Genomic DNA, 18,804 nt, shown 5'->3' with positions numbered 1-18,804 from the left:
TACATAAGTGCCTTTCAGGATCTATTCGCCCCAGCCGCTATTGATGAGTCTTGGCGCGGAAGAGAGTGCAGAAGGACAGGGGATTTCTGGTTGCAGCTTCACTCAGCACCTTGTGCGTGCCTTCGCGCATTGAGTGGAACAATGGCTAGATCAATCGCCTTTTGGCAAGTTGTGATTCCGGGCCTTATTGGGGGAATGCTCATGTCGCCGCAGATCAGATGCCTCATTTCGAGTGAATCCCCAGGCATCAGTGCAATGCTCATGCCACAGCAGATCAGAAGCTTCACTTCGAGTGAATCAGGCATCACTGGTGTGCTGGACTGGGCTGAAACCAGCGACAAGGTGAGTCGATTCCTGGAGGCGAAGATCCAACAGGTAAACATCATCGACCTGGAAGGATGGCGACTGCTGATGGGCGTGACGATCTGCAACACTGACGCCATTGGAATCTTCAAGCGCGCGAGGCGATTTCCTTCCGACAAGGAGTTCGAGGTGAGTATCTCGATTCCCGTGCCCTGCATCGAGGTCGTGGAGTACGGCCTGCCCGACCATGCCATGTATGGACTAGGCTTCTTCCATCCCGTGAATGAAGCGAAGTCCCACGTCATCAATCCGCAGTTTGCAGACTACGCAGGGCTGCAGGAGTACATCGTCGGTAGCGCGGAGCGTGCTATCGACACGGCGTTTGAATTTGGCTTCAAGTGCAACGGGAAAGTGATTCGATACGTTGCTTGAGGAGAGCGGCGGGAAGTACAGCCACCATTCCTGACTGCGGCTTCTCGAAATGCAGGGGGCTGACGCACGGATGGAGATGGGAGGATGTGCGGGCGCTCATCCACGCATGGCGTGGATCTACTGCAAGGGGTCAGAGCCCTTTCCTGCGGAAAGGGATCCGACCCCTGTTGCGTGCAGCCCTACCGCTTCGGCCGCCGGTCGTCGCGGTCATCACCGAAGATGATGCGCGCACTGCGCTGGTAGCTCCAGTACGCGACCGCCCAGTTCAGCAGCACCACGATGCGGTTGCGGAAGCCGATCAGGAAGAACACGTGCGCGGCCAGCCAGAACCACCACGCCAGCACGCCCGACAGCTGCAGTCGGCCCAGGTGCACGATCGCGGCCATGCGGCCGATGGTGGCCAGGTTGCCGTAGTCCGCGTACTTGAACGGACCGGGCTCGGGCGTGCCGTGCAGCCGTGCGCGGATCACCTCGGCCACGTATTTGCCCATCTGCTTGGCGGCCGGTGCCACACCGGGGACCGGCTTGCCGTCGGCCTGGCTCAGCGCGGCCAGGTCGCCGGCCACGAACAGCTCCGGGTGATCGGGCAGGGTCAGGTCCGGTTGCACCGGCACGCGTCCGGCGCGGTCCAGCGGCACGTCCAGCGTGCGCGCCAGCGGTGAAGCGGCCACGCCGGCGGCCCAGACCACGGTGCGCGCCGGTACGAACTGTTCGCCGAGCTTGAAGCCCTGGCTGTCGATGTCGCTCACCGGGGTACCGGTCAGCACTTCCACGCCCAGCTTTTCCAGTTGGCGGCGCGCCTTCAGCGAAAGCACATCCGGGAACGAGGACAGCACGCGGGGCCCAGCCTCGACCAGCCGCACCCTGGCGCTGGCCGGGTCGATGTGGCGGAATTCGTTGCGCAGCGTGTGGCGCGCGATCTCGGCCAGGGTGCCGGCCAGTTCGACGCCGGTGGGACCACCGCCGACGATGGCGAAACTCAGCCACGCCGCCTTCTTCGCCGGGTCCGGTTCGGCCTCGGCGCGTTCGAACGCCAGCAGCAGCTTGCGGCGCAGCGCGATGGCATCGTCCAGCGTCTTCAGGCCGGGCGCATCATCGGCCCACTGATCGTTGCCGAAGTAGGCGTGGGTGGCGCCGGTGGCCAGCAGCAGGCTGTCGTAGTCCAGCGTGCTGCCATCGGCCATGCGGATCTGCCGCGCCCGCTTGTCGATGGCCACCACTTCGCCGAGGCGGACTTCCACATTGCGCTGGTGGCCGAGGATGTGGCGCAGCGGTGCGGCGATATCCGGCGCGGACAGGCCGGCGGTGGCCACCTGGTACAGCAGCGGCTGGAACAGGTGATGGTTGCGGCGATCGACCAGGGTGATGCGTATGCGCTCGCGGGCCAGGGCACGGGTGGCCCAGAGACCGGCAAAACCGCCGCCGACAACGACCAGGTGGGGAACGCGCTCGCGACTCATCGACTCACTCCAGTGGGGGCATCGGGGGAAGCGCCTGGCATCTTCGCACGGCGGCCACCTGTCACGTCAGCGCCTGCCCGGATCGGCGATACTCGGGTTCAGGCAACGGCCCGTGAGGAGCCCATGAGCGAACCGGAAAAGCGCATCGCCCTGTTGATCGACGCCGACAATGCGCCGGCCTCGAAGATCGACGAGGTCCTGGCGGAAGTCGCCCGCTACGGCGTGGCCAACGTGCGCCGTGCCTACGGCAACTGGAAGAGCCCGCGACTGAAGGGGTGGGAAGCGGTGCTGCATGAGTATGCGATCCGCCCCATCCAGCAGTTCGCCTACAGCAAGGGCAAGAACGCTTCGGACATGGCGATGGTGATCGATGCCATGGACCTGCTGTACGCGCGCAACCTTGATGGCTTCGCCATCGTCTCCAGCGATGCGGACTTCACCCCGATGGTGATGCGCCTGCTGACCGATGGCGTGAAGGTATATGGCTTCGGCGAGAAGAAGACGCCCGAGCCGTTCGTCAATGCGTGCTCGAAGTTCACCTACCTGGAGGCACTGGGCCAGACCCATGCCAGCGTGCCGGATGCCGAGCAGGCGTCCAGCGAGCAGGCTTCGAACGAGCCGGTGGCCAACGACGATGCCCGTCCACGCAAGAGCGGTGCGGAGATGCGCAGCGACACGCGGCTGGTGAAGATGCTGCGCCGTGCGGTGTCCGCGGCCGAGGGCGAGGATGGCTGGTCGCACCTCGGCCCGGTTGGCAGCCAGATCGGCAACCAGGCCTCGTTCGATCCGCGCAACTACGGCTACGGCAAGCTCAGCGATCTGCTGGCGGCGATCGGCCTGTTCGAGCTGAAGAAGGATGGCAAGTCCTCCTACGTGCGCGCGCTGCCAAAGAAGAACCGGTAGTGCCGGCCGCTTGCCGGCAATGCCCGGATGCCAGGTCCCGCATCCGGCACGCACACACCTGTATCGATCAGGCGTATCGTTGCCGCTCGCATTGCCAGCAAAGGAAACCCGCATGTTGAAGATCTGGGGCCGCCGCAATTCCAGCAACGTCCGCAAGGTGCTGTGGTGTGCCGAGGAAATCGGCCTGCCGTACCAATCCATCGAGGTCGGCGGCAGCCACGGCGGCACGCAGACGCCGGAGTACCAGGCGATGAATCCCAACGGCCTGGTGCCGGTGATCGAAGACCACGGCCTGCCGCTGTGGGAATCGAACGCCATCGTGCGCTACCTGAGCGCGCGCTATGCGCTGGGCACGCTGTACGCCGAGGACCCGATGGAACGCGCCCAGGCCGAGAAGTGGATGGACTGGAGCACTTCGCGCATGGCACCGCTGTACAGCGACCTGGTCTGGGGCATCATGCGCACCGCGCCGGCCGACCGCGACGAAGCGCGCATCAGTGCCGCCATCGTGCGCGCCGGTGACTACCTGGCGATGGCCGACGCTACCCTGGCCAGGCAGCCGTGGCTGTCGGGCGAGAAGTTCGCGATGGGCGACATCCCGCTGGGCTCGCTGGTCTACGCCTGGTACGAGCTGCCGATCCAGCGACCGGAGCTGCCACATCTGGCTGACTGGTATGCGCGGCTGCGTGAGCGCCCGGCCTACCAGCGCGGCGTGATGTCGCCGCTGACGTAAGCGAAGGCGTCCGGGGTCAGAGCCCTTTTCTGCGAAAAGGGATCCGACCCCTGGGCATCGGGGTCGGATCCCACCCGACGGGTGGGCTCTGACCCCTCAATACAGGTCCGTTGGATCCACATCCAGCGACCAGCGCACCTTGCGTGCTTCCGGCAGCGCATACAGCTGCGGAACCAGCTGCGCGAGCACGCCATGCAAGGGTGGCCGCTGCGGCGCCGACAGCAGCAGCTGTGTGCGCTGGTAGCCCGCGCGCCGCGGCATCGGCGCCGGCATCGGGCCGTACGCCTCCACCACGTTCTGCTCGCCCAGCAACTGCCGCGCAGCCAGCAGGAATGCATTGGCATGCTCGACCTGCTGCGCTTCAGCACGCATCAGCGCCAGATGCGCGAATGGCGGGAACCCGGCCGCCTGGCGCTGGTTCAACTCGGCCTGCGCAAACGGGTGGTAGCCACCGCTGACCAGGGTTTCCAGCAGCGGGTGACCAGGGTGATGGGTCTGCAGCCAGACCTCGCCGGGGTCACGTGCACGTCCTGCACGACCGGCCACCTGGATCAGCTGCTGCGCCAGCTTCTCGCTGGCGCGGAAGTCGGCGGAGAACAGGCCTTCGTCGATGCCGACCACCACCACCAGGGTCAGCTTCGGCAGGTCGTGGCCCTTGGCCAGGATCTGCGTGCCGACCAGGATGCCGGGCTGGTCGCCCAGTTTCGCCAGCTGCTGTTCCAGCGCGTCGCGTCGCGAGGTGGTGCCGCGGTCGATGCGCACCACCGGGAAGTCGGCGAAGGCGGCGGTGAGGTGTTCTTCCAGGCGTTCGGTGCCGATACCTTGCGGCTGCAGTGCCAGGCTGCCGCAGGCCGGGCACGCCAACGGCGCCGGTTGGCGCGCGCCACAGTGGTGGCATTGCAGGCGCCGGCCGCCGCCATGCACGGTCATCGGCGCATCGCAGCGCTGGCACGGCGCGGTCCAGCCGCAGTCGTGACACAGCAGCACCGGTGCGTAGCCGCGGCGGTTCTTGAACACCAGCACCTGCTGGCCGCGCTGCAGGTGCTCGCCGATGCCGGCCAGCACGTCGGCCGAGAGGCCGTCGTGCAAGGGCCGTTTGCGCACATCGAGGATGCGCACGCGCGGTGGCCGTGCATCGCCGGCACGCTGCTTCAGGCGCAGGTGGGTGTAGCGGCCTGCATAGGCGTTGTGCAGGGTTTCCAGCGAGGGCGTGGCGCTGCCGAGCAGTACCGGAATGCCCAGCGCCTTGGCCCGGACCAGAGCGAAATCGCGCGCGTGATAACGGATGCCGTCCTGCTGCTTGTAGCTGCCGTCGTGTTCCTCGTCGACGATCAACAGGCCGGCCTGCGGAAACGGCGTGAACACCGCCGAGCGGGTGCCGACGATGACCCGTGCTTCGCCACGTGAGGCGGCCGCCCAGACGCGCGCGCGCTCGTTGTCATTCAACCCCGAATGCAAGGCGTGCACGGCGATGCCGAGACGACCGCGGAAACGTGCCAGGGTCTGCGGGGTCAGGCCGATTTCCGGCACCAGCACCAGCGCCTGTCTGCCCTGCGCCAGGCAGTGGATGATCGCCTGCAGGTAGACCTCGGTCTTGCCGCTGCCGGTCACGCCATCCAGCAGGAACGGCTGGAAGCCGTCGGCAGCGTTGATCGCCGCCACCGCCCCGGCCTGGTCCGGGTTGAGCGTGGGGCCGGGCAGTGGCTGTGCATGCTGGGGGGCCACGCTCAACGCAACACGCTCGGCCAGCGCGCGCTTGGCCAGGCTGCGTGCAGCGATGCGCCAGTCGGCCATGCGTTCGCCGAGCACGTCCTCATCCACGATCGCCCCGGCCAGCAGCTCGGCCAGTTGCCGCGGACGGCTGCCGGCGCGCAGCTTTTCACGCTGGGCGTGGCCTTCGGTGGTCAGCTGCCAACCCCAGTGGTGTGTGTCGGGCAGGACCTCGCCATGGCGCAGCGGGCCGGGCAGGGCGGTGCTCAGCACCTCGCCCAGTGGCGCATGGGTGTAGCGCGCCAGCCACTGCAGGCTCTGCCAGAGTTCGCCCTGCAGCAGCGGCTGCAGGTCGCACCAGGCCAGCGCCTGGCGCAGTCCCTGGCCGTCGTCGGTCTGGCCGTGGCCGGCCACCACGCCGACCAGCTCGCGGTTGCCGAACGGCACCTTCAGGCGGCAGCCGACTGCGGTCGTGGGGCCATCGCCCTCCGGCGACAGGTAGTCGAACAGGCGCGGCAGCGGGACGGGCAGGGCGACCTGCAGGGTCGGAATGGGTGAAAGCATCGGGCCAGTGTAACGGGCCATGCGCGCTGGAATGGCAGGGGGCAGACGTGCCCGGGCGACGACCGTTGAATCATAAATGTCACCTAAATATCGGTGTCCATTGGAGATTCAGTCTTATCCACATGTTCTGTGGATAACGTTGTGCGTTACCGGTCGACGGGAACCCAGGAGGCCGATGGCGACGAGCTCACCCTTGGGTTGGTCAAAAAATCGCCACACTTCAAAGTCATTCAAAATCAACGACTTGAGTGTGAAACATTGCTGAAACAGAGTGAATTCAGCTGCATGCCGCAGTTTCCCGCGCGGGGAGCGTGGTGCTGTGCACAACCTGCAGCACGAAGTGCCTGTGGGCGCAAGTCCTACGGGTGCCGATGGGCTGCCGCTATCATGCCGGCAGACCTTTGGAGTGACCGATGACGGCTGTGCCCGCCCCTGTTTCCTCGACCGCGGCCGGCGCGCTGTCGGCGTTCCTGCGTGGCGTCGAGCGCCGCGCCCTGGTGGTGGCTGAACTGCAGTGCGGCGATGCCGCGCGTGCCGAGCAGACCCTGGTGGCGGTGATGCGCGCGTTTGCGGCGGTCGCCAGCGACCTGCCGATGGCGCAATGGCCGACCCGCTTCTGGACCCTGCTGGGCCAGCGCCAGGCGCTGCGCGAGCCGGCGGGCGGGCAGTGGGCGCCGTCGTTGGCCGCGTTGGGCGCGATGCCGCCACTACCACGACTGGCGCTGCTGCTGCGGGTGGGCGGCAGCCTCGACGAGGGCATTGCCATGCGCGTGCTCGACCAGGACGAGGCCGGCTACCAGCACCTGCTGGCCGATGCCTGCCCGCGTGATGCCCAGGGCCGGCCCGATGCCGCGGCCTGGCGCCAGTTGGCCGAGCAGGTACAGGCCCGTGTCCGTGACCTGCCGGCCGCGCGCCTGCAGCAACTGCAGCAGCCGGCCGCACCCACCACCCACAATGAAGCACCGGCCTCCAGCTGGCGCGCTCCCCAGCGCGACGAGCGGGCCACTGCCAACGCCAAGCGCCGTCGGGCGAGTGCCAAGCCGCGCTGGCGCGGTCCGCTGATCCTGCTGGTGACCGTGGCGGTACTGCTGGCCGCGGCGCTGGGTTGGCGCCACCTGCAGGGACATTCGTTCGGCAGCGATGCACCCTTGCCGGAGGGCGTGGTGGCCGAAGCCGGTCCGGTGACCGTGGAAGCCCTGCCACCGAGCAAGGTCGACGCCGCACCGGACGCGGGCCAGGCGCAAGCCAATGATGACGCAGCGATGCTGGCAGATCGCGACTACCCGCTGGTCGCCGATGCCGACCTGTACGCGTGGACTGCCGCGGGCGGCCCGCTGCCGGTGGATGAATCGCAAGCCAAGCCGAGCCGGCCGGAGCCGGCCAGTGCCACGCTGGAAACTGCTGCCGCCGATGAATAAGTCCGTGTTCGCCAGCCTGCTGCTGGCCCTGCCGCTGTCGCTGTTCGCCGCACCGCAGCCGTTGAGCGTGCCGTTGCCGCCACCGGTTGCGGGCAGTTCGCCGGCCACGCCGGCGTCGGCCGCTGCAACAGCACCTGCGGAGTTCGCCCAGCTGGATGCGCAGCAGCAGCGACAGCGCCGTGCCGACTACGCCGCCTGGCGCGCATTGCCGGAAGCAGAGCGCGAGCGCATCCGTCAGGCGGCTGCGCGCTTCAATTCGCTGCCGGCCGATCAACAGCAGCGCATGCGGCAGCAGTTCCAGGCGCAGGATCAGGCGTTCCGCGACGGATGGCGGCTGGGCCCGCAGCTGGGCCTGGAATTCCCCAAGCTGCACGGACTGTTCGGATTCGTTCCACCGGCGCAACGCGAGACCGCGCTGGCCGTGCTGCGCCAACTCAGCCCGGCGCAGCTGGCCCAGCTGACCCTGGTCGCGCAGCGCACGCCGCCGCAGGAACGCGACACGGTGCGCAGCGCCTTCCTCGCCGTGCCCGCCGCCGAGCGCGACAGCTGGCTAAAGCGCCAGGCCGGCCAGTAGAAAAGGGGACGGAGGGGATTAAGTCGTATCAGGCCAGTCAGTGCCGAATGCGACTTAATCCCCTCCGTCCCCTTTTTGCTTGGGGCGGCTGAAACCCAGCATTCACGCCATGTCATGGGAATGCAGGCGCCGCCCGCGTAAGATGGGCGCCCGCAACCCGGTGCCTGTGCCCTTCGCGCGCAACCGCAGTTCGCGTCAAGCACCTTATGTCTACTGCAACCTCCACGCCGCGCTTCAGCAAGGAAGTCGGCGCCACCGGTCTGCTCGCCCTGCCGCTCGTGCTGGGCCATGTGTCCACCGGTCTGATCTCCTTCGTCGACAACGTGATTGCCGGCCACCACGCTACGGCGACCCTTGCCGCAGTCACCATCGGTACGGCGCTGTTGTGGCTGCCGATGCTGATTCCGATCGGCACCCTGATCTCGCTCACCGCCTCGGTGTCGCAGCTGCATGGCGCCGGCCGCGAGCGCGAGATCGGCCCGCTGTTCCGCCAGGCACTGTGGCTGGCGCTGGGGCTGGGGCTGATCATGTTCACCTTCCTCACCGTGGTGCCGCCGCTGCTGCCGGCCTTCGGCATCGCGCCGGACATCGTGCCGGGGGCGACCGCGTTCCTGCATGCGGTGCGCTGGGGTGGCCCGGCGCTGACCCTGTACTTCTGCATGCGTTATCTCAGCGAGGGCATGCACTGGACGCTGCCGACCATGCTGCTCGGCTTCGGTGGCCTGCTGGTGCTGGCACCGATGGGCTACGTGCTGGCCAATGGCAAGCTCGGCTTCCCGGAGTTGGGGGCCGAGGGCCTGGGCATCGCTTCGGCGGTGATGATGTGGCTGCAGGCAACCGCATTCGCCCTGTATCTGTGGCGGACCAAGCGCTTCGCCCATCTGCAGCTGTTCTCGCACTTCGAGGGACCGCGCTGGAAGGCGATCTGGGAGCTGCTGCGAACCGGCCTGCCGATCGGCATCACCGTGCTGATGGAAGGTGGCCTGTTCATCGTTACCGCCTTGTTGATCGGCCGCCTGGGCGCCAATGAAGCGGCGGCACACCAGATCGCGATCAACGTCGCGCAGCTGTGCTTCATGATCCCGATGGGCGTGGCCGAGGCCACCACCGTGCGCGTCGGCCATGCGGTCGGCCGTGGTGACGGCTTCGGCGTGCGGCGTGCGGCCTGGGCCGGTTACGCGATCATCATGGGCACGCAGACGTTGTCAGCGGCGGTGCTGCTGTTCGGCCACGATGCCATCGTCGGTGTGTACACCAACGACCTGGCAGTGGCCGGCCTGGCCTCGACCCTGCTGCTGTACGCGGCCACCTTCCAGTTCCCGGACGGCATCCAGGTGCTGTCGGCGGGTGCGCTGCGCGGCCTCAAGGACACCCGCGTGCCGATGTTCATCGCCATGTTCGCGTACTGGGGCCTGGGCATGCCGCTCGGCGCCGGGCTCGGCCTGGGGCTGGGCATGGGCCCGCAGGGCATGTGGATCGGCCTGATCGTCGGCCTGACCGCCGCTGCGATCCTGATGGGCTGGCGCCTGCGCCGCAGCAGCCAGCGCATCGGGCAGTCCGCGCTGTCCTGATCTTCCTGCCCGCCACGTTCACCCGTGACGGGCGATCCCCTGACTTGTGTCCGATGCCGCATCACGCGGCACCGGCTATGCTGGTACCACGGCAAGAAGCCATCCGGAGCGTTCCATGAATCAACCCGTGCCCCCGCTGCCCCCGGCGCGTCGCAACCCCGTCGCCAGTTTCTTCATCGGGCTGTGGGACGTCATGAACTTCACCCGCCGGTTGATCCTCAACCTGGTGTTCTTCGGCCTGCTGTTCCTGCTGCTGGTGATGTTCGTCATCGCCGCCGGCATGGGTGCCGGTGCCAGCAAGTCGCTGCAGGACCGCACGACGCTCGTGATCGCGCCGGAAGGCCGCCTGGTCGAGCAGTTCAGTGCCGATCCGGTCAGCCGCGCACTCGCCAAGGCGGTGGGTGACAACGGTGCCGAAGAGATCCAGCTGCGCGATCTGCTGCGGGTGATCGAGTCGGCCAAGGACGACAAGAAGATCGAGCGCGTGGTGCTGGAGCTGGACAAGCTGCAGCCGTCGGGCTTCGCTTCGCTGCGTGAAGTGGCCGCCGCGCTGCAGGATCTGCGCGCTTCCGGCAAGCAGCTGGTGGCCTACAGCGAGAGCATGGGCCAGTCGCAGTATCTGCTGGCCGCGCAGGCCGACGAGGTCTACCTGGACCCGATGGGTTCGGTCGTGCTCGAAGGCCTCGGCCGCTACCGCCAGTACTTCCGCACCGGCCTGCAGGACAAGCTGGGCGTGGACGTGCACCTGTTCAAGGTGGGCGAGTACAAGTCCGCGGCCGAACCGTACGTGCTTGATGCCGCGTCGCCGGCCTCCAAGGAAGCCGACCTGTTCTGGATGAACGATGTCTGGCAGCGCTACCTGGGCGACATCGCCAAGGCGCGCCGCCTGGATCCGGCGCAGCTGGCTGCCGGCATCGACACGCTGCCAGAAGGCATTGCCGCCGCCGGTGGTGACCTGGCCAAGTTCGCCCTGCAGCAGAAGCTGGTGACCGCGCTGAAGACCCGCGAGGAGTTCGAGGATCTGATGATCGAGCGCGGCGTGGCCGACGAAGACGCCGACGGTGGTTTCCGCAACGTCGACTTCGGCCGCTATCTGGCCCTGCTCGACGCGCGCCGCAACCCGGTGGACTCGCGTCCGCAGGTGGCCGTGGTGGTGGCTGCCGGCGAGATCAGCGGTGGCGACCTGCCGGCCGGCCGCATCGGCGGCGAGTCGACCTCAGCGCTGTTGCGCGCCGCGCGCGACGACGACAACGTGAAGGCCGTGGTGCTGCGCGTCGATTCGCCGGGCGGTGAGGTGTTCGCCTCCGAGCAGATCCGCCGTGAAGTGGTGGCGCTGCAGGCCGCCGGCAAACCGGTGGTGGTGTCGATGGGCGACCTGGCTGCCTCCGGTGGCTACTGGATCAGCATGAATGCCGATCGCATCTACGCCGATCCGTCGACCATCACCGGTTCGATCGGCATCTTCGGCATGGTGCCGAACTTCAGCCGCGCGCTGGACAAGATCGGCGTGCACACCGATGGTGTCGGCACCACCCGTTTCGCCGGTGCATTCGATGTCACCCGCCCGATGGACCCGGCCGTGGGACAGGTCATCCAGTCGGTGATCAACAAGGGCTACGCCGACTTCACCGGTCGCGTCGCCGACGCCCGCAAGAAGCCGGTCGAGGCGGTGGACGAGGTGGCTCGCGGCCGCGTGTGGAGCGGTGCGCAGGCCAAGGAACGCGGCCTGGTCGATGCCTTCGGTGGCCTGAAGGATGCCGTGGCCGATGCGGCCAGCCGCGCCAAGCTGGGCAAGTCCGATACCTATCGCGTGCGCTACATCGAGAAGGCAGCCACGCCGTTCGCGCAGTTCGTCAGCGGTTTCGCTGGCAGTCGTGCCGGTGCCTGGATGCTGTCCGATTCGGGCATGGCGCGGATGATGCTGGCACGCACGATGCCGGAAGTGGACACTCAGTTGCGCTTCGTCGAGAACGCGGCCCGCGAAAAGGGCAACGGCGCACCGGTGAAGGCGCTGGCGTACTGCTTCTGCGGGTTCTGACCGGCAACGCTATCGAATGAAAACGCCCGGCTCAGGCCGGGCGTTTTCGTTCATGGGGTCGGATCCCTTGGCTTCGTAAAGGGCTCTGACCCCATAGGCCACTCGTCATTGCGCCGCGTCGGCCTCGGCCTTGCGCTCGCGTGCGGCGGCTTCATCCACGGCCTTCTGCGCGCCCTTGGCGCGGTCCAGCGGCTCCTGCATCGCACGCGACATCGCTTTGGGCACCGGTGGCTTCTCCGGGTTCGGCGTCGGCGGACGCTGGCAGGCCACCAGCTGCACGATGGCCAGCAGGGACAAGAACAGGATCAGGATGCGCATGGCGGTACTCCGCGGTGGGCGTTCGCGCAGTGTCGCATCTCCGGCAACGCCCTGCCGTGAGCGCGTATCCTTGCGGCATCGAAACACAGCGGGCGCGGCCCCGGAGGACACATGACCCAGCAACGGTGGCGCCTGGACGGCCAGACGGCCCTGATCACCGGCGCCAGCGCCGGCATCGGCCTGGCCATCGCGCATGAACTGGCGGGGCTCGGCGCCGATCTGATGATCGTCGGCCGCGATATCGACATGCTGGAGACCGCGCGCGACGAACTGCTGGATGTGTATCCGCAGCACCAGGTGCATGCGCTGGCCGCGGACGTCTCCGATGACGAGGACCGCCGCCAGATCCTGGACTGGGTGGAAGACCACAGTGATGGCCTGCACATCCTGGTCAACAACGCTGGTGGCAACGTCACCAAGGCAGCCACGGAGTATTCCGAGGACGAGTGGCGCAAGATCTTCGAGACCAACCTGTTCTCGGCCTTCGAGCTGTCGCGCTACGCGCATCCGCTGCTGGCGCGGCATGCGTCGTCGTCCATCGTCAACGTCGGCAGCGTGTCCGGGCTGACCCACGTGCGCAGTGGCGTGGTCTACGGCATGACCAAGGCCGCGATGCACCAGATGACCCGCAACCTGGCCGTCGAGTGGGCCGAGGATGGCATCCGGGTCAACGCGGTGGCGCCCTGGTACATCCGCACGCGGCGCACGTCCGGTCCATTGTCGGACCCGGACTACTACGAGGAAGTGGTCAACCGCACGCCGATGCGCCGCATCGGTGAACCGGAGGAAGTGGCCGCAGCCGTGGGCTTCCTGTGCCTGCCGGCGGCCAGCTATGTCACCGGCGAATGCATCGCAGTGGATGGCGGTTTCCTGCGCTACGGGTTCTGATCTTTCAGCGGGTAGTGCCGGCCGCTGGCCGGCAACTGCAATCATCTGAAGATCCTGTGGTTGCCGGCCAGCGGCCGGCACTACCGCATGGCAGTCACCCCGGTACCGGGCAGTTGCTGGCCTCCAGCACGCCCTGCAACCGTTCGCGTTCCCCGCGGGCCTTGTCGCGGTTCTCCGGCGAGGCGAACCGCTCGCGGCCACGTGCGTCGCGGAAGCGTTGCTGCCAGCTGCTGCAGCGCTGCGCGTCCGGCAGTTCCTCGCAGCGGTCGCGCACCACTTCGCAGCCTGCAGCGTTGACCGGTGTGGCGCCGCCCAGGCCCTGCACGGTCATCAGTTCGCAGCGGCCGGGGGCAGCTTCGTATTCGTGCAGGTAGCCACCGCCCTGGCCGTCGGTGCACTGGAAGATGGGCGGCAGCGGCGGCTTCGGCGGCGCATTGCTGTCCGGCGCGGCATCGGCCTGGCGTGGCAGCGATGCACTGTCGAGTATCAGATCGCCGCCTTCGCGTTCGACCATGCCGGCTTCCATGATCGTGCGTCCTTCGCCGGGGCGGCGGGGGCTGGGCGCGAAAGCCGGCGGCATACCCGCCGCCGCCGGTTCGGGTGGCGACGGCACAGGGGTCGGCGTGGGCGACGCACTGGCAGCGGCCGGAATCCGCACCACCTGCTGCTTGCTGCCGCCAGGGCAGGGCGTACGTTGCAGGGTGGGCACATCGCTGTTGCTGGAGGTGCAGCGGTAGATCACCCCGTCGTCGGCCACTGCGTTGCCGGCGAACAGGCCCAGGGCCAGCCAGATCAGGTTCTTCATGCGCACAGCGTACATGCCACGGCAGGTGCTGCGCTCAGCGGTCGCAGTCCCGCGACAGGCGTGCGTCGATGCCACGCTGTTCGTTGCTGATGGCAGTACGCTCGCTCTGCAGCGCACTGTTGTAGCGGCGGTCCAGTTCCCAGCGGCGGTCGCGCAGGCGCGCGCAGACTTCCTGCGGCGGCAGTGCATGGCAGCTGTCGCGGACCAGCACGCTGCCGGCCGGAACCTGCACACCGACACCCACCGCAGGCGGCCGGTAGCCGGTTCCTTCACCGATGGGGGTGCCGACCGGCGTGCCGAAGGCCGGGCGTGGGCCGGGATGGACCGGGCCGTGGTGCCCGTAGACGCTGGTCCACAACGGTACCCAGCGCGGATTGCCCTCGTTGTTGTCGCTGGTATAGCGGCGACCGTCGTCGCTCACGCATTCGTACAACGGCTGTGGCGGCTGGATGTAGACGTGGCGGACTTCGCGATCGCGCATCACCGGAACCTCGTCGGGAGGCGCGGGCGTCGCATCGCTGCGCACCACCCGTGGCGTCGGGTCGCGCGGGCGCTGCAGGTCACGCACTTCCTGCCGGCCACTGCTGCATGGCTTGTCCTGCAGGGCCACGGCGCCGTTGCTGGCGACACAGCGGTACACGCGCACGTCCTCGGCGGCGGGTGCGGTCCATGGCAGCAACAGGCACAGGCCCAGGGCGGTGCGCAGCAGGTTCATGGCGGCAGGGTGCGTGATTGTCCGCGGCAGTGCAATCGTCGGTTCAGGAGCGCAGCACGTTGCCGCTGAGCGCGTCGCGGATCGGGGTTGGCTGGGCCAGGCCGCCGGTCTCGCCGTCGAGGAGGCCATCGAGCAGGCGCAGCAGGCGCGGATCGAGCTCGGCACGGCTGCGGGCCGGTGGTTCACCGGCCAGGTTGGCGCTGGTGGAGACCAGCGGGCCACCCCAGGCGCGGCACAGGGCGGCGACCAGCGGGTGGGCGCTGATGCGTACGGCGATGCCGCTGTGTTCACCGGTGACCCACGGTTGGGCGCGCGGACCGGCCGGCAGGATCCAGGTGTTGGCGCCCGGCCAGCTGGCCAGAACCGCACGCTGGCGGGCGTCGGGCAGCGCCTGCAGGCGGACCCAGCCCTCCAGCTGCGACAGTTCGGCGGCGACCAGGATCATGCCCTTCTCGATCGGGCGCTGTTTCAGCCGCAGCACCGCGTGCACCGCGGCTTCATGTGACGGATCGCAGCCCAGGCCCCAGACCGCTTCGGTCGGATAGGCGATCACGCCACCGGCGCGGAGCGTGGCGACAGCAGAGTTCAGGGTGAGTTCTTTCATGACGGCGACCGGCCCGGCGTGGGCCTCCATTATCCCCCCGCTGCGTGCAGAAGGGGTGGAACGCGCCCGCTCGGTATTGCCGGCCGCTGGCCGGCATCCGAGGCTTCCAGGTGTTGCCGGCCAGCGGCCGGCACTACCCCTCATCCGCGCATGGCGTGGATCTACTTCTTTGCAGCGGTCTTCTTGACGGCCTTCTTCGCCGGTGCCTTCTTTGCGGCAGCTTTCTTCACAGCCTTCTTGGCCGGCGCTTTCTTGGCCGCGGCCTTCTTCGGCGCTGCTTCCTTCTTCACCGCAGCCTTCTTGGCCGGTGCCTTCTTCGCAGCGGCCTTCTTGGCGCCGAAGCCCTTGCGCACCGGCTTGCCGGTTTCTTCCATCAGCTGCTGCACTTCAGCCAGGGTCAGCGATGACGGCTCGCGATCCTTGGGGATCTTGCCGTTCATCCTGCCATCGCTGATGTACGGGCCGAAGCGGCCGTTCAGCACCTGGATGTCGCTGCCCTCGAACTCCTTGATGATCCGGTTGCGCGCGATCTCTTCCTTCTCTTCGATCAGGAATACGGCGCGGGCCAGGTCGATGGTGTACGGGTCGTCTTCCTTCTTCAGCGAGGCGTAGGTGCTGCCGCGCTTGGCGAACGGGCCGAAGCGGCCGATGCCGACGCTGACCGGCTCACCATTGTCCTCGCCCAGTGCGCGCGGCATCAGGAACAGTTCCAGCGCGTCTTCCAACGAGATGGTGTGCATCGACTGGCCGGGGCGCAATGAGGCGAACTTCGGCTTTTCCTCGGCGTCCTCGGCGGTGCTGCCGATGGCGGCATACGGCCCGAAGCGACCCAGCCGCACGCTGACCGGCTTGCCGGTCTTGGGGTCGGTGCCGAGCTCGCGCGCACCACTGGCCTCGGCGCGGTCGACCGATTCCTTCTTGTCTTCGACCAGTTCCTTGAACGGCTCCCAGAAACGGGCCATCAGCGGGATCCATTCTTCCTCACCGCGCGAGACGGCATCGAGCTCGTCCTCAAGCCTGGCAGTGAAGTCGTAATCCACGTACTGGGTGAAGTGGCTGGACAGGAACTTGGACACCGCGCGGCCCACGTCGGACGGGCGGAAGCTGCGGCCTTCCATTTCCACATACTTGCGGAACAGCAGGGTCTGGATGATCGAGGCGTAGGTCGAGGGACGGCCGATGCCGTACTCTTCCAGCGCCTTCACCAGCGCCGCTTCGGTGTAGCGCGGCGGTGGCTGGGTGAAATGCTGTTCGGCCAGGATGCGTTCCAGCGGGATGCGGTCGCCCGGCTTCATCGCGGGCAGCTTGCGGCCCTCATCCTCGTCCTCGGCGCTCTTGTTGTCCTTGCCTTCCTCGTACACGGCCAGGAAGCCGGGCACCACCACGGTGGTGCCGCTGGCGCGGAACACGTGTTCGCTGCCGGCCGACAGGTCGACGCTGACCGTGTTGAGCGTGGCCGGGATCATCTGGCAGGCCACCGCACGCTTCCAGATCAGCTCGTACAGGCGCCGCTCGTCGTCGGTCAGGAAGCGGGCGACCTGCGATGGCGTGCGCAGGGCCGAGGTCGGGCGCACCGCTTCGTGCGCTTCCTGGGCGTTCTTCGACTTGGTCTGGTAGGTGTTGGGCTGGTCCGGCAGCGAGGCGATGCCGTAGTCGCGGGCGATCACGTCGCGGATTTCCGCCAGCGCGTCCTGCGACAGGTTCACCGAGTCGGTACGCATGTACGAAATCAGGCCGACGGTGCCTTCCTCGCCGATGGCCACGCCTTCATACAGCTTCTGCGCCACCTGCATGGTCTTGCGGGTGGTGAAGCCGAGCTTGCGCGAGGCTTCCTGCTGCAGGGTGGAGGTGGTGAACGGCGGCGCCGGGCGGCGCTTGCGCTCCTTGCTGGCGACGTCGGTGACGTGCAGCGAGCCCTGCGCGGCCTGCTGGATGCGCATGCGCGCCGCTTCAGCGGTGTCGCCATCGGTGACGGTGAACTGCTCGAACTTCTGCCCGTCCAGTTTGACCAGCTTGGCATTGAAGTGCTGGGACGGGTGCGCGCACTCGGCAGCGATCGACCAGTACTCGCGGGCGATGAAGGCTTCGATCTCTTCCTCGCGCTCGACGATCATGCGCAGCGCCGGGCTCTGCACGCGGCCGGCAGACAGGCCGCGCTGCACCTTGCGCCACAGCACCGGCGACAGGTTGAAGCCGACCAGGTAGTCCAGCGCGCGGCGGGCCTGCTGGGCGTCGACGAGGTCGCTGGCGATCGCACGCGGCTGGCTGATCGCTTCCTTGATGGCGCGCGGGGTGATCTCGGTGAACACCACGCGCTGCATCGGCTTGTCCTTGACCAGCCCGCGTTCCTTCAGGATCTCGGCGATATGCCAGCTGATCGCTTCACCCTCGCGATCCGGGTCGGTTGCCAGCAGGATGTCGTCGGCGCCCTTGGCGGCCTTGGCGATCGCATCGACATGCTTTTCGTTCTTGTCGATCACGTCGTAGTGCATGGCGAACCCGTTGTCCGGGTCGACCGCGCCTTCCTTCGGAATCAGGTCACGCACATGCCCATACGAGGCCAGGACGGTGTAGTCCTTGCCGAGGTATTTGTTGATCGTCTTGGCCTTGGCCGGCGATTCGACGATGAGCAGGTGCTTGGGCATGGCAGCAGTGTCTGTGGGGCGAGCCGCAGGGAAGGGGCCGCTAGGGTGGAGCAAACGGCCGCATTAGTGAAGCGGCCACGGACAAATCAATACGCTGAACGCCCGGTAGTGTGCCGGGCGTTCAGGTTTCACCTTATTAGAGGAATCACGCCCGGCCAGCCCCTGTCAAGCAGCCAGACGTGAGGATGGCCGTTCATGAGGCCATCTTGGCGATGAAGCCGACCGCAGCCACCAGCAGCACCAGGCCCGCCACCGTCAGCAGGCCGGTCAGTACCAGGATCACGATGGTGACCGTACCCAGCTCATGGCGCTGCAGCTGCGGCTGGTCGGTATAGGCCCAGCGGTCGACCACCAGGGTGTCGCAGATCATGTCGTGCAGGCCCTGCTTGCGCTCGGTGAAGGCGGCCATCAGGAAGCCGATGCCCAGGGTGAAGCTGCTCAGCAGCATGGCCCAGTAGCGACCGAAGGCGCGGCCCCGGGTCAGGCGGTCACCGTTGCTGCGCACGACCTTGATGCCGACCGCCATCTTGCCCAGCGTGGCGCCGCCCTGCGAGGAATGGAACCAGGTGTAGTAGGCCACGCCGATGGCCATGTTGATCAGCGCGCTGGCCAGCTGCGCGACGATTTCGATGGAGGTTTCGCCACTGCCCACCGCGCCCATGCTGGCGCCAAGCACCACGCCGATGATGGCACCGATGATGCCGCCCGGTACGGCCAGCACGAAGTAGTCGATCATGTAGGCCGCGACGCGCTTCCAGAAGCCGGCGTAGACCACCTCGCCGCCGATCACCGGCCGCGCGCCACCGGCAGCGGTGGCGGCCGGGGCGTTGTAGGGCGAGCTGCTGAGCGCGCCCGTGCCAGGCAGCGGCGCAGTGCCGTTGTCGATGGCGGCGTAGTCGCTGCGCAGGTCGAAGCCGCCACTGGCAGTGGCGGTGCTGGCGTCGGCCAGCGTCTGCAGGCCCAGTTCATCGACCACCTGGCGCAGTGCAGCCCACTGGGCCATGCCTTCGCGCCAGACCAGGGTGTCCAGGTTCAGTTCGCCGCGCTGGAAGCGCTGGCGGATCTCCTGGACCGACAGCGGGCCCTGGCGTTGCTGTCCTACGGCGTAGTACCACTCAGTCAT

16 protein-coding genes are annotated in these 18,804 nt (G+C 67.5%); 8 read left to right on the top strand and 8 right to left on the bottom strand.

Translation table 11 applies throughout. The features are described from left to right. Nucleotides 1–201: 201 nt before the first annotated feature. Nucleotides 202–735, top strand: a complete 534-nt coding sequence (imm9, locus tag AC10QF_RS02800; protein WP_346469732.1) for an Imm9 family immunity protein — start codon at nucleotides 202–204, stop codon at nucleotides 733–735. 179 nt (nucleotides 736–914) lie between these two features. On the opposite strand, the gene AC10QF_RS02795 is transcribed toward imm9, so the two are convergent. Continuing rightward, entirely contained in the window at nucleotides 915–2,195 is a 1,281-nt protein-coding gene (locus AC10QF_RS02795) for an NAD(P)/FAD-dependent oxidoreductase (RefSeq protein WP_111175339.1), read from the bottom strand. A 123-nt stretch (nucleotides 2,196–2,318) separates the two neighbouring features. On the opposite strand from AC10QF_RS02795, the gene AC10QF_RS02790 reads away from it, so the two are divergent. After that, nucleotides 2,319–3,098, top strand: coding sequence for an NYN domain-containing protein (locus tag AC10QF_RS02790; protein WP_049470953.1), 780 nt, complete (start codon nucleotides 2,319–2,321; stop codon nucleotides 3,096–3,098). A 112-nt stretch (nucleotides 3,099–3,210) separates the two neighbouring features. Further along, a complete protein-coding gene (locus tag AC10QF_RS02785) occupies nucleotides 3,211–3,831 on the top strand; it encodes a glutathione S-transferase family protein (RefSeq protein ID WP_099494887.1) in 621 nt (206 codons plus the stop codon). 96 nt (nucleotides 3,832–3,927) lie between these two features. Here AC10QF_RS02785 and AC10QF_RS02780 read toward each other — a convergent pair whose 3' ends face one another. Beyond that, nucleotides 3,928–6,105 (bottom strand): primosomal protein N', encoded by a 2,178-nt coding sequence (locus tag AC10QF_RS02780; protein ID WP_494541816.1) that lies wholly within the window; start codon nucleotides 6,103–6,105, stop codon nucleotides 3,928–3,930. A gap of 413 nt (nucleotides 6,106–6,518) precedes the next feature. On the opposite strand from AC10QF_RS02780, the gene AC10QF_RS02775 reads away from it, so the two are divergent. The 4 genes from AC10QF_RS02775 (at nucleotide 6,519) to sppA (ending at nucleotide 11,706) form a co-directional block, all read left to right on the top strand. After that, entirely contained in the window at nucleotides 6,519–7,523 is a 1,005-nt protein-coding gene (locus AC10QF_RS02775; protein ID WP_049411873.1) for a hypothetical protein, read from the top strand. Then, nucleotides 7,516–8,097, top strand: coding sequence for a DUF3106 domain-containing protein (locus AC10QF_RS02770; protein ID WP_099494888.1), 582 nt, complete (start codon nucleotides 7,516–7,518; stop codon nucleotides 8,095–8,097). The genes AC10QF_RS02775 and AC10QF_RS02770 overlap by 8 nt, the downstream gene beginning before the upstream one ends. A gap of 206 nt (nucleotides 8,098–8,303) precedes the next feature. Continuing rightward, a complete protein-coding gene (locus tag AC10QF_RS02765) occupies nucleotides 8,304–9,668 on the top strand; it encodes an MATE family efflux transporter (protein WP_005419642.1) in 1,365 nt (454 codons plus the stop codon). A gap of 115 nt (nucleotides 9,669–9,783) precedes the next feature. Beyond that, on the top strand, nucleotides 9,784–11,706 hold the full coding sequence (gene sppA, locus AC10QF_RS02760) for a signal peptide peptidase SppA (RefSeq protein ID WP_069139668.1): 1,923 nt from the start codon (nucleotides 9,784–9,786) through the stop codon (nucleotides 11,704–11,706). Between the two features lie 105 nt (nucleotides 11,707–11,811). Here the strand turns inward: sppA and AC10QF_RS02755 are convergent, their stop codons facing one another. Next, nucleotides 11,812–12,024 carry a hypothetical protein gene (locus AC10QF_RS02755; RefSeq protein ID WP_111175347.1) on the bottom strand — a complete coding sequence of 71 codons (213 nt, stop codon included), beginning with the start codon at nucleotides 12,022–12,024 and terminating at the stop codon, nucleotides 11,812–11,814. A 111-nt stretch (nucleotides 12,025–12,135) separates the two neighbouring features. Between AC10QF_RS02755 and AC10QF_RS02750 the strand changes: the two genes are divergently transcribed. Beyond that, a complete protein-coding gene (locus AC10QF_RS02750) occupies nucleotides 12,136–12,912 on the top strand; it encodes an SDR family oxidoreductase (protein ID WP_005419635.1) in 777 nt (258 codons plus the stop codon). Nucleotides 12,913–13,006: 94 nt separating this feature from the next. On the opposite strand, the gene AC10QF_RS02745 is transcribed toward AC10QF_RS02750, so the two are convergent. From AC10QF_RS02745 to AC10QF_RS02725, 5 genes are all read right to left on the bottom strand, one after another. After that, nucleotides 13,007–13,717, bottom strand: a complete 711-nt coding sequence (locus tag AC10QF_RS02745) for a hypothetical protein (RefSeq protein ID WP_494541710.1) — start codon at nucleotides 13,715–13,717, stop codon at nucleotides 13,007–13,009. A 34-nt stretch (nucleotides 13,718–13,751) separates the two neighbouring features. Next, nucleotides 13,752–14,432, bottom strand: coding sequence for a DUF4124 domain-containing protein (locus AC10QF_RS02740; protein WP_494541709.1), 681 nt, complete (start codon nucleotides 14,430–14,432; stop codon nucleotides 13,752–13,754). Between the two features lie 43 nt (nucleotides 14,433–14,475). Further along, nucleotides 14,476–15,066 (bottom strand): L-threonylcarbamoyladenylate synthase type 1 TsaC, encoded by a 591-nt coding sequence (gene tsaC, locus AC10QF_RS02735; RefSeq protein WP_081275815.1) that lies wholly within the window; start codon nucleotides 15,064–15,066, stop codon nucleotides 14,476–14,478. Nucleotides 15,067–15,197: 131 nt separating this feature from the next. Further along, on the bottom strand, nucleotides 15,198–17,681 hold the full coding sequence (locus AC10QF_RS02730; protein ID WP_494541708.1) for a DNA topoisomerase I: 2,484 nt from the start codon (nucleotides 17,679–17,681) through the stop codon (nucleotides 15,198–15,200). Between the two features lie 193 nt (nucleotides 17,682–17,874). Continuing rightward, nucleotides 17,875–18,804, bottom strand: a complete 930-nt coding sequence (locus AC10QF_RS02725) for an RDD family protein (protein ID WP_235646956.1) — start codon at nucleotides 18,802–18,804, stop codon at nucleotides 17,875–17,877.

The organism is Stenotrophomonas maltophilia complex sp. Om-AH-Sm3 (assembly GCF_059337855.1).
The sequence above is the reverse complement of the archived record's forward strand: the minus strand, read 5'-3'. Positions and strand labels throughout refer to the sequence as shown.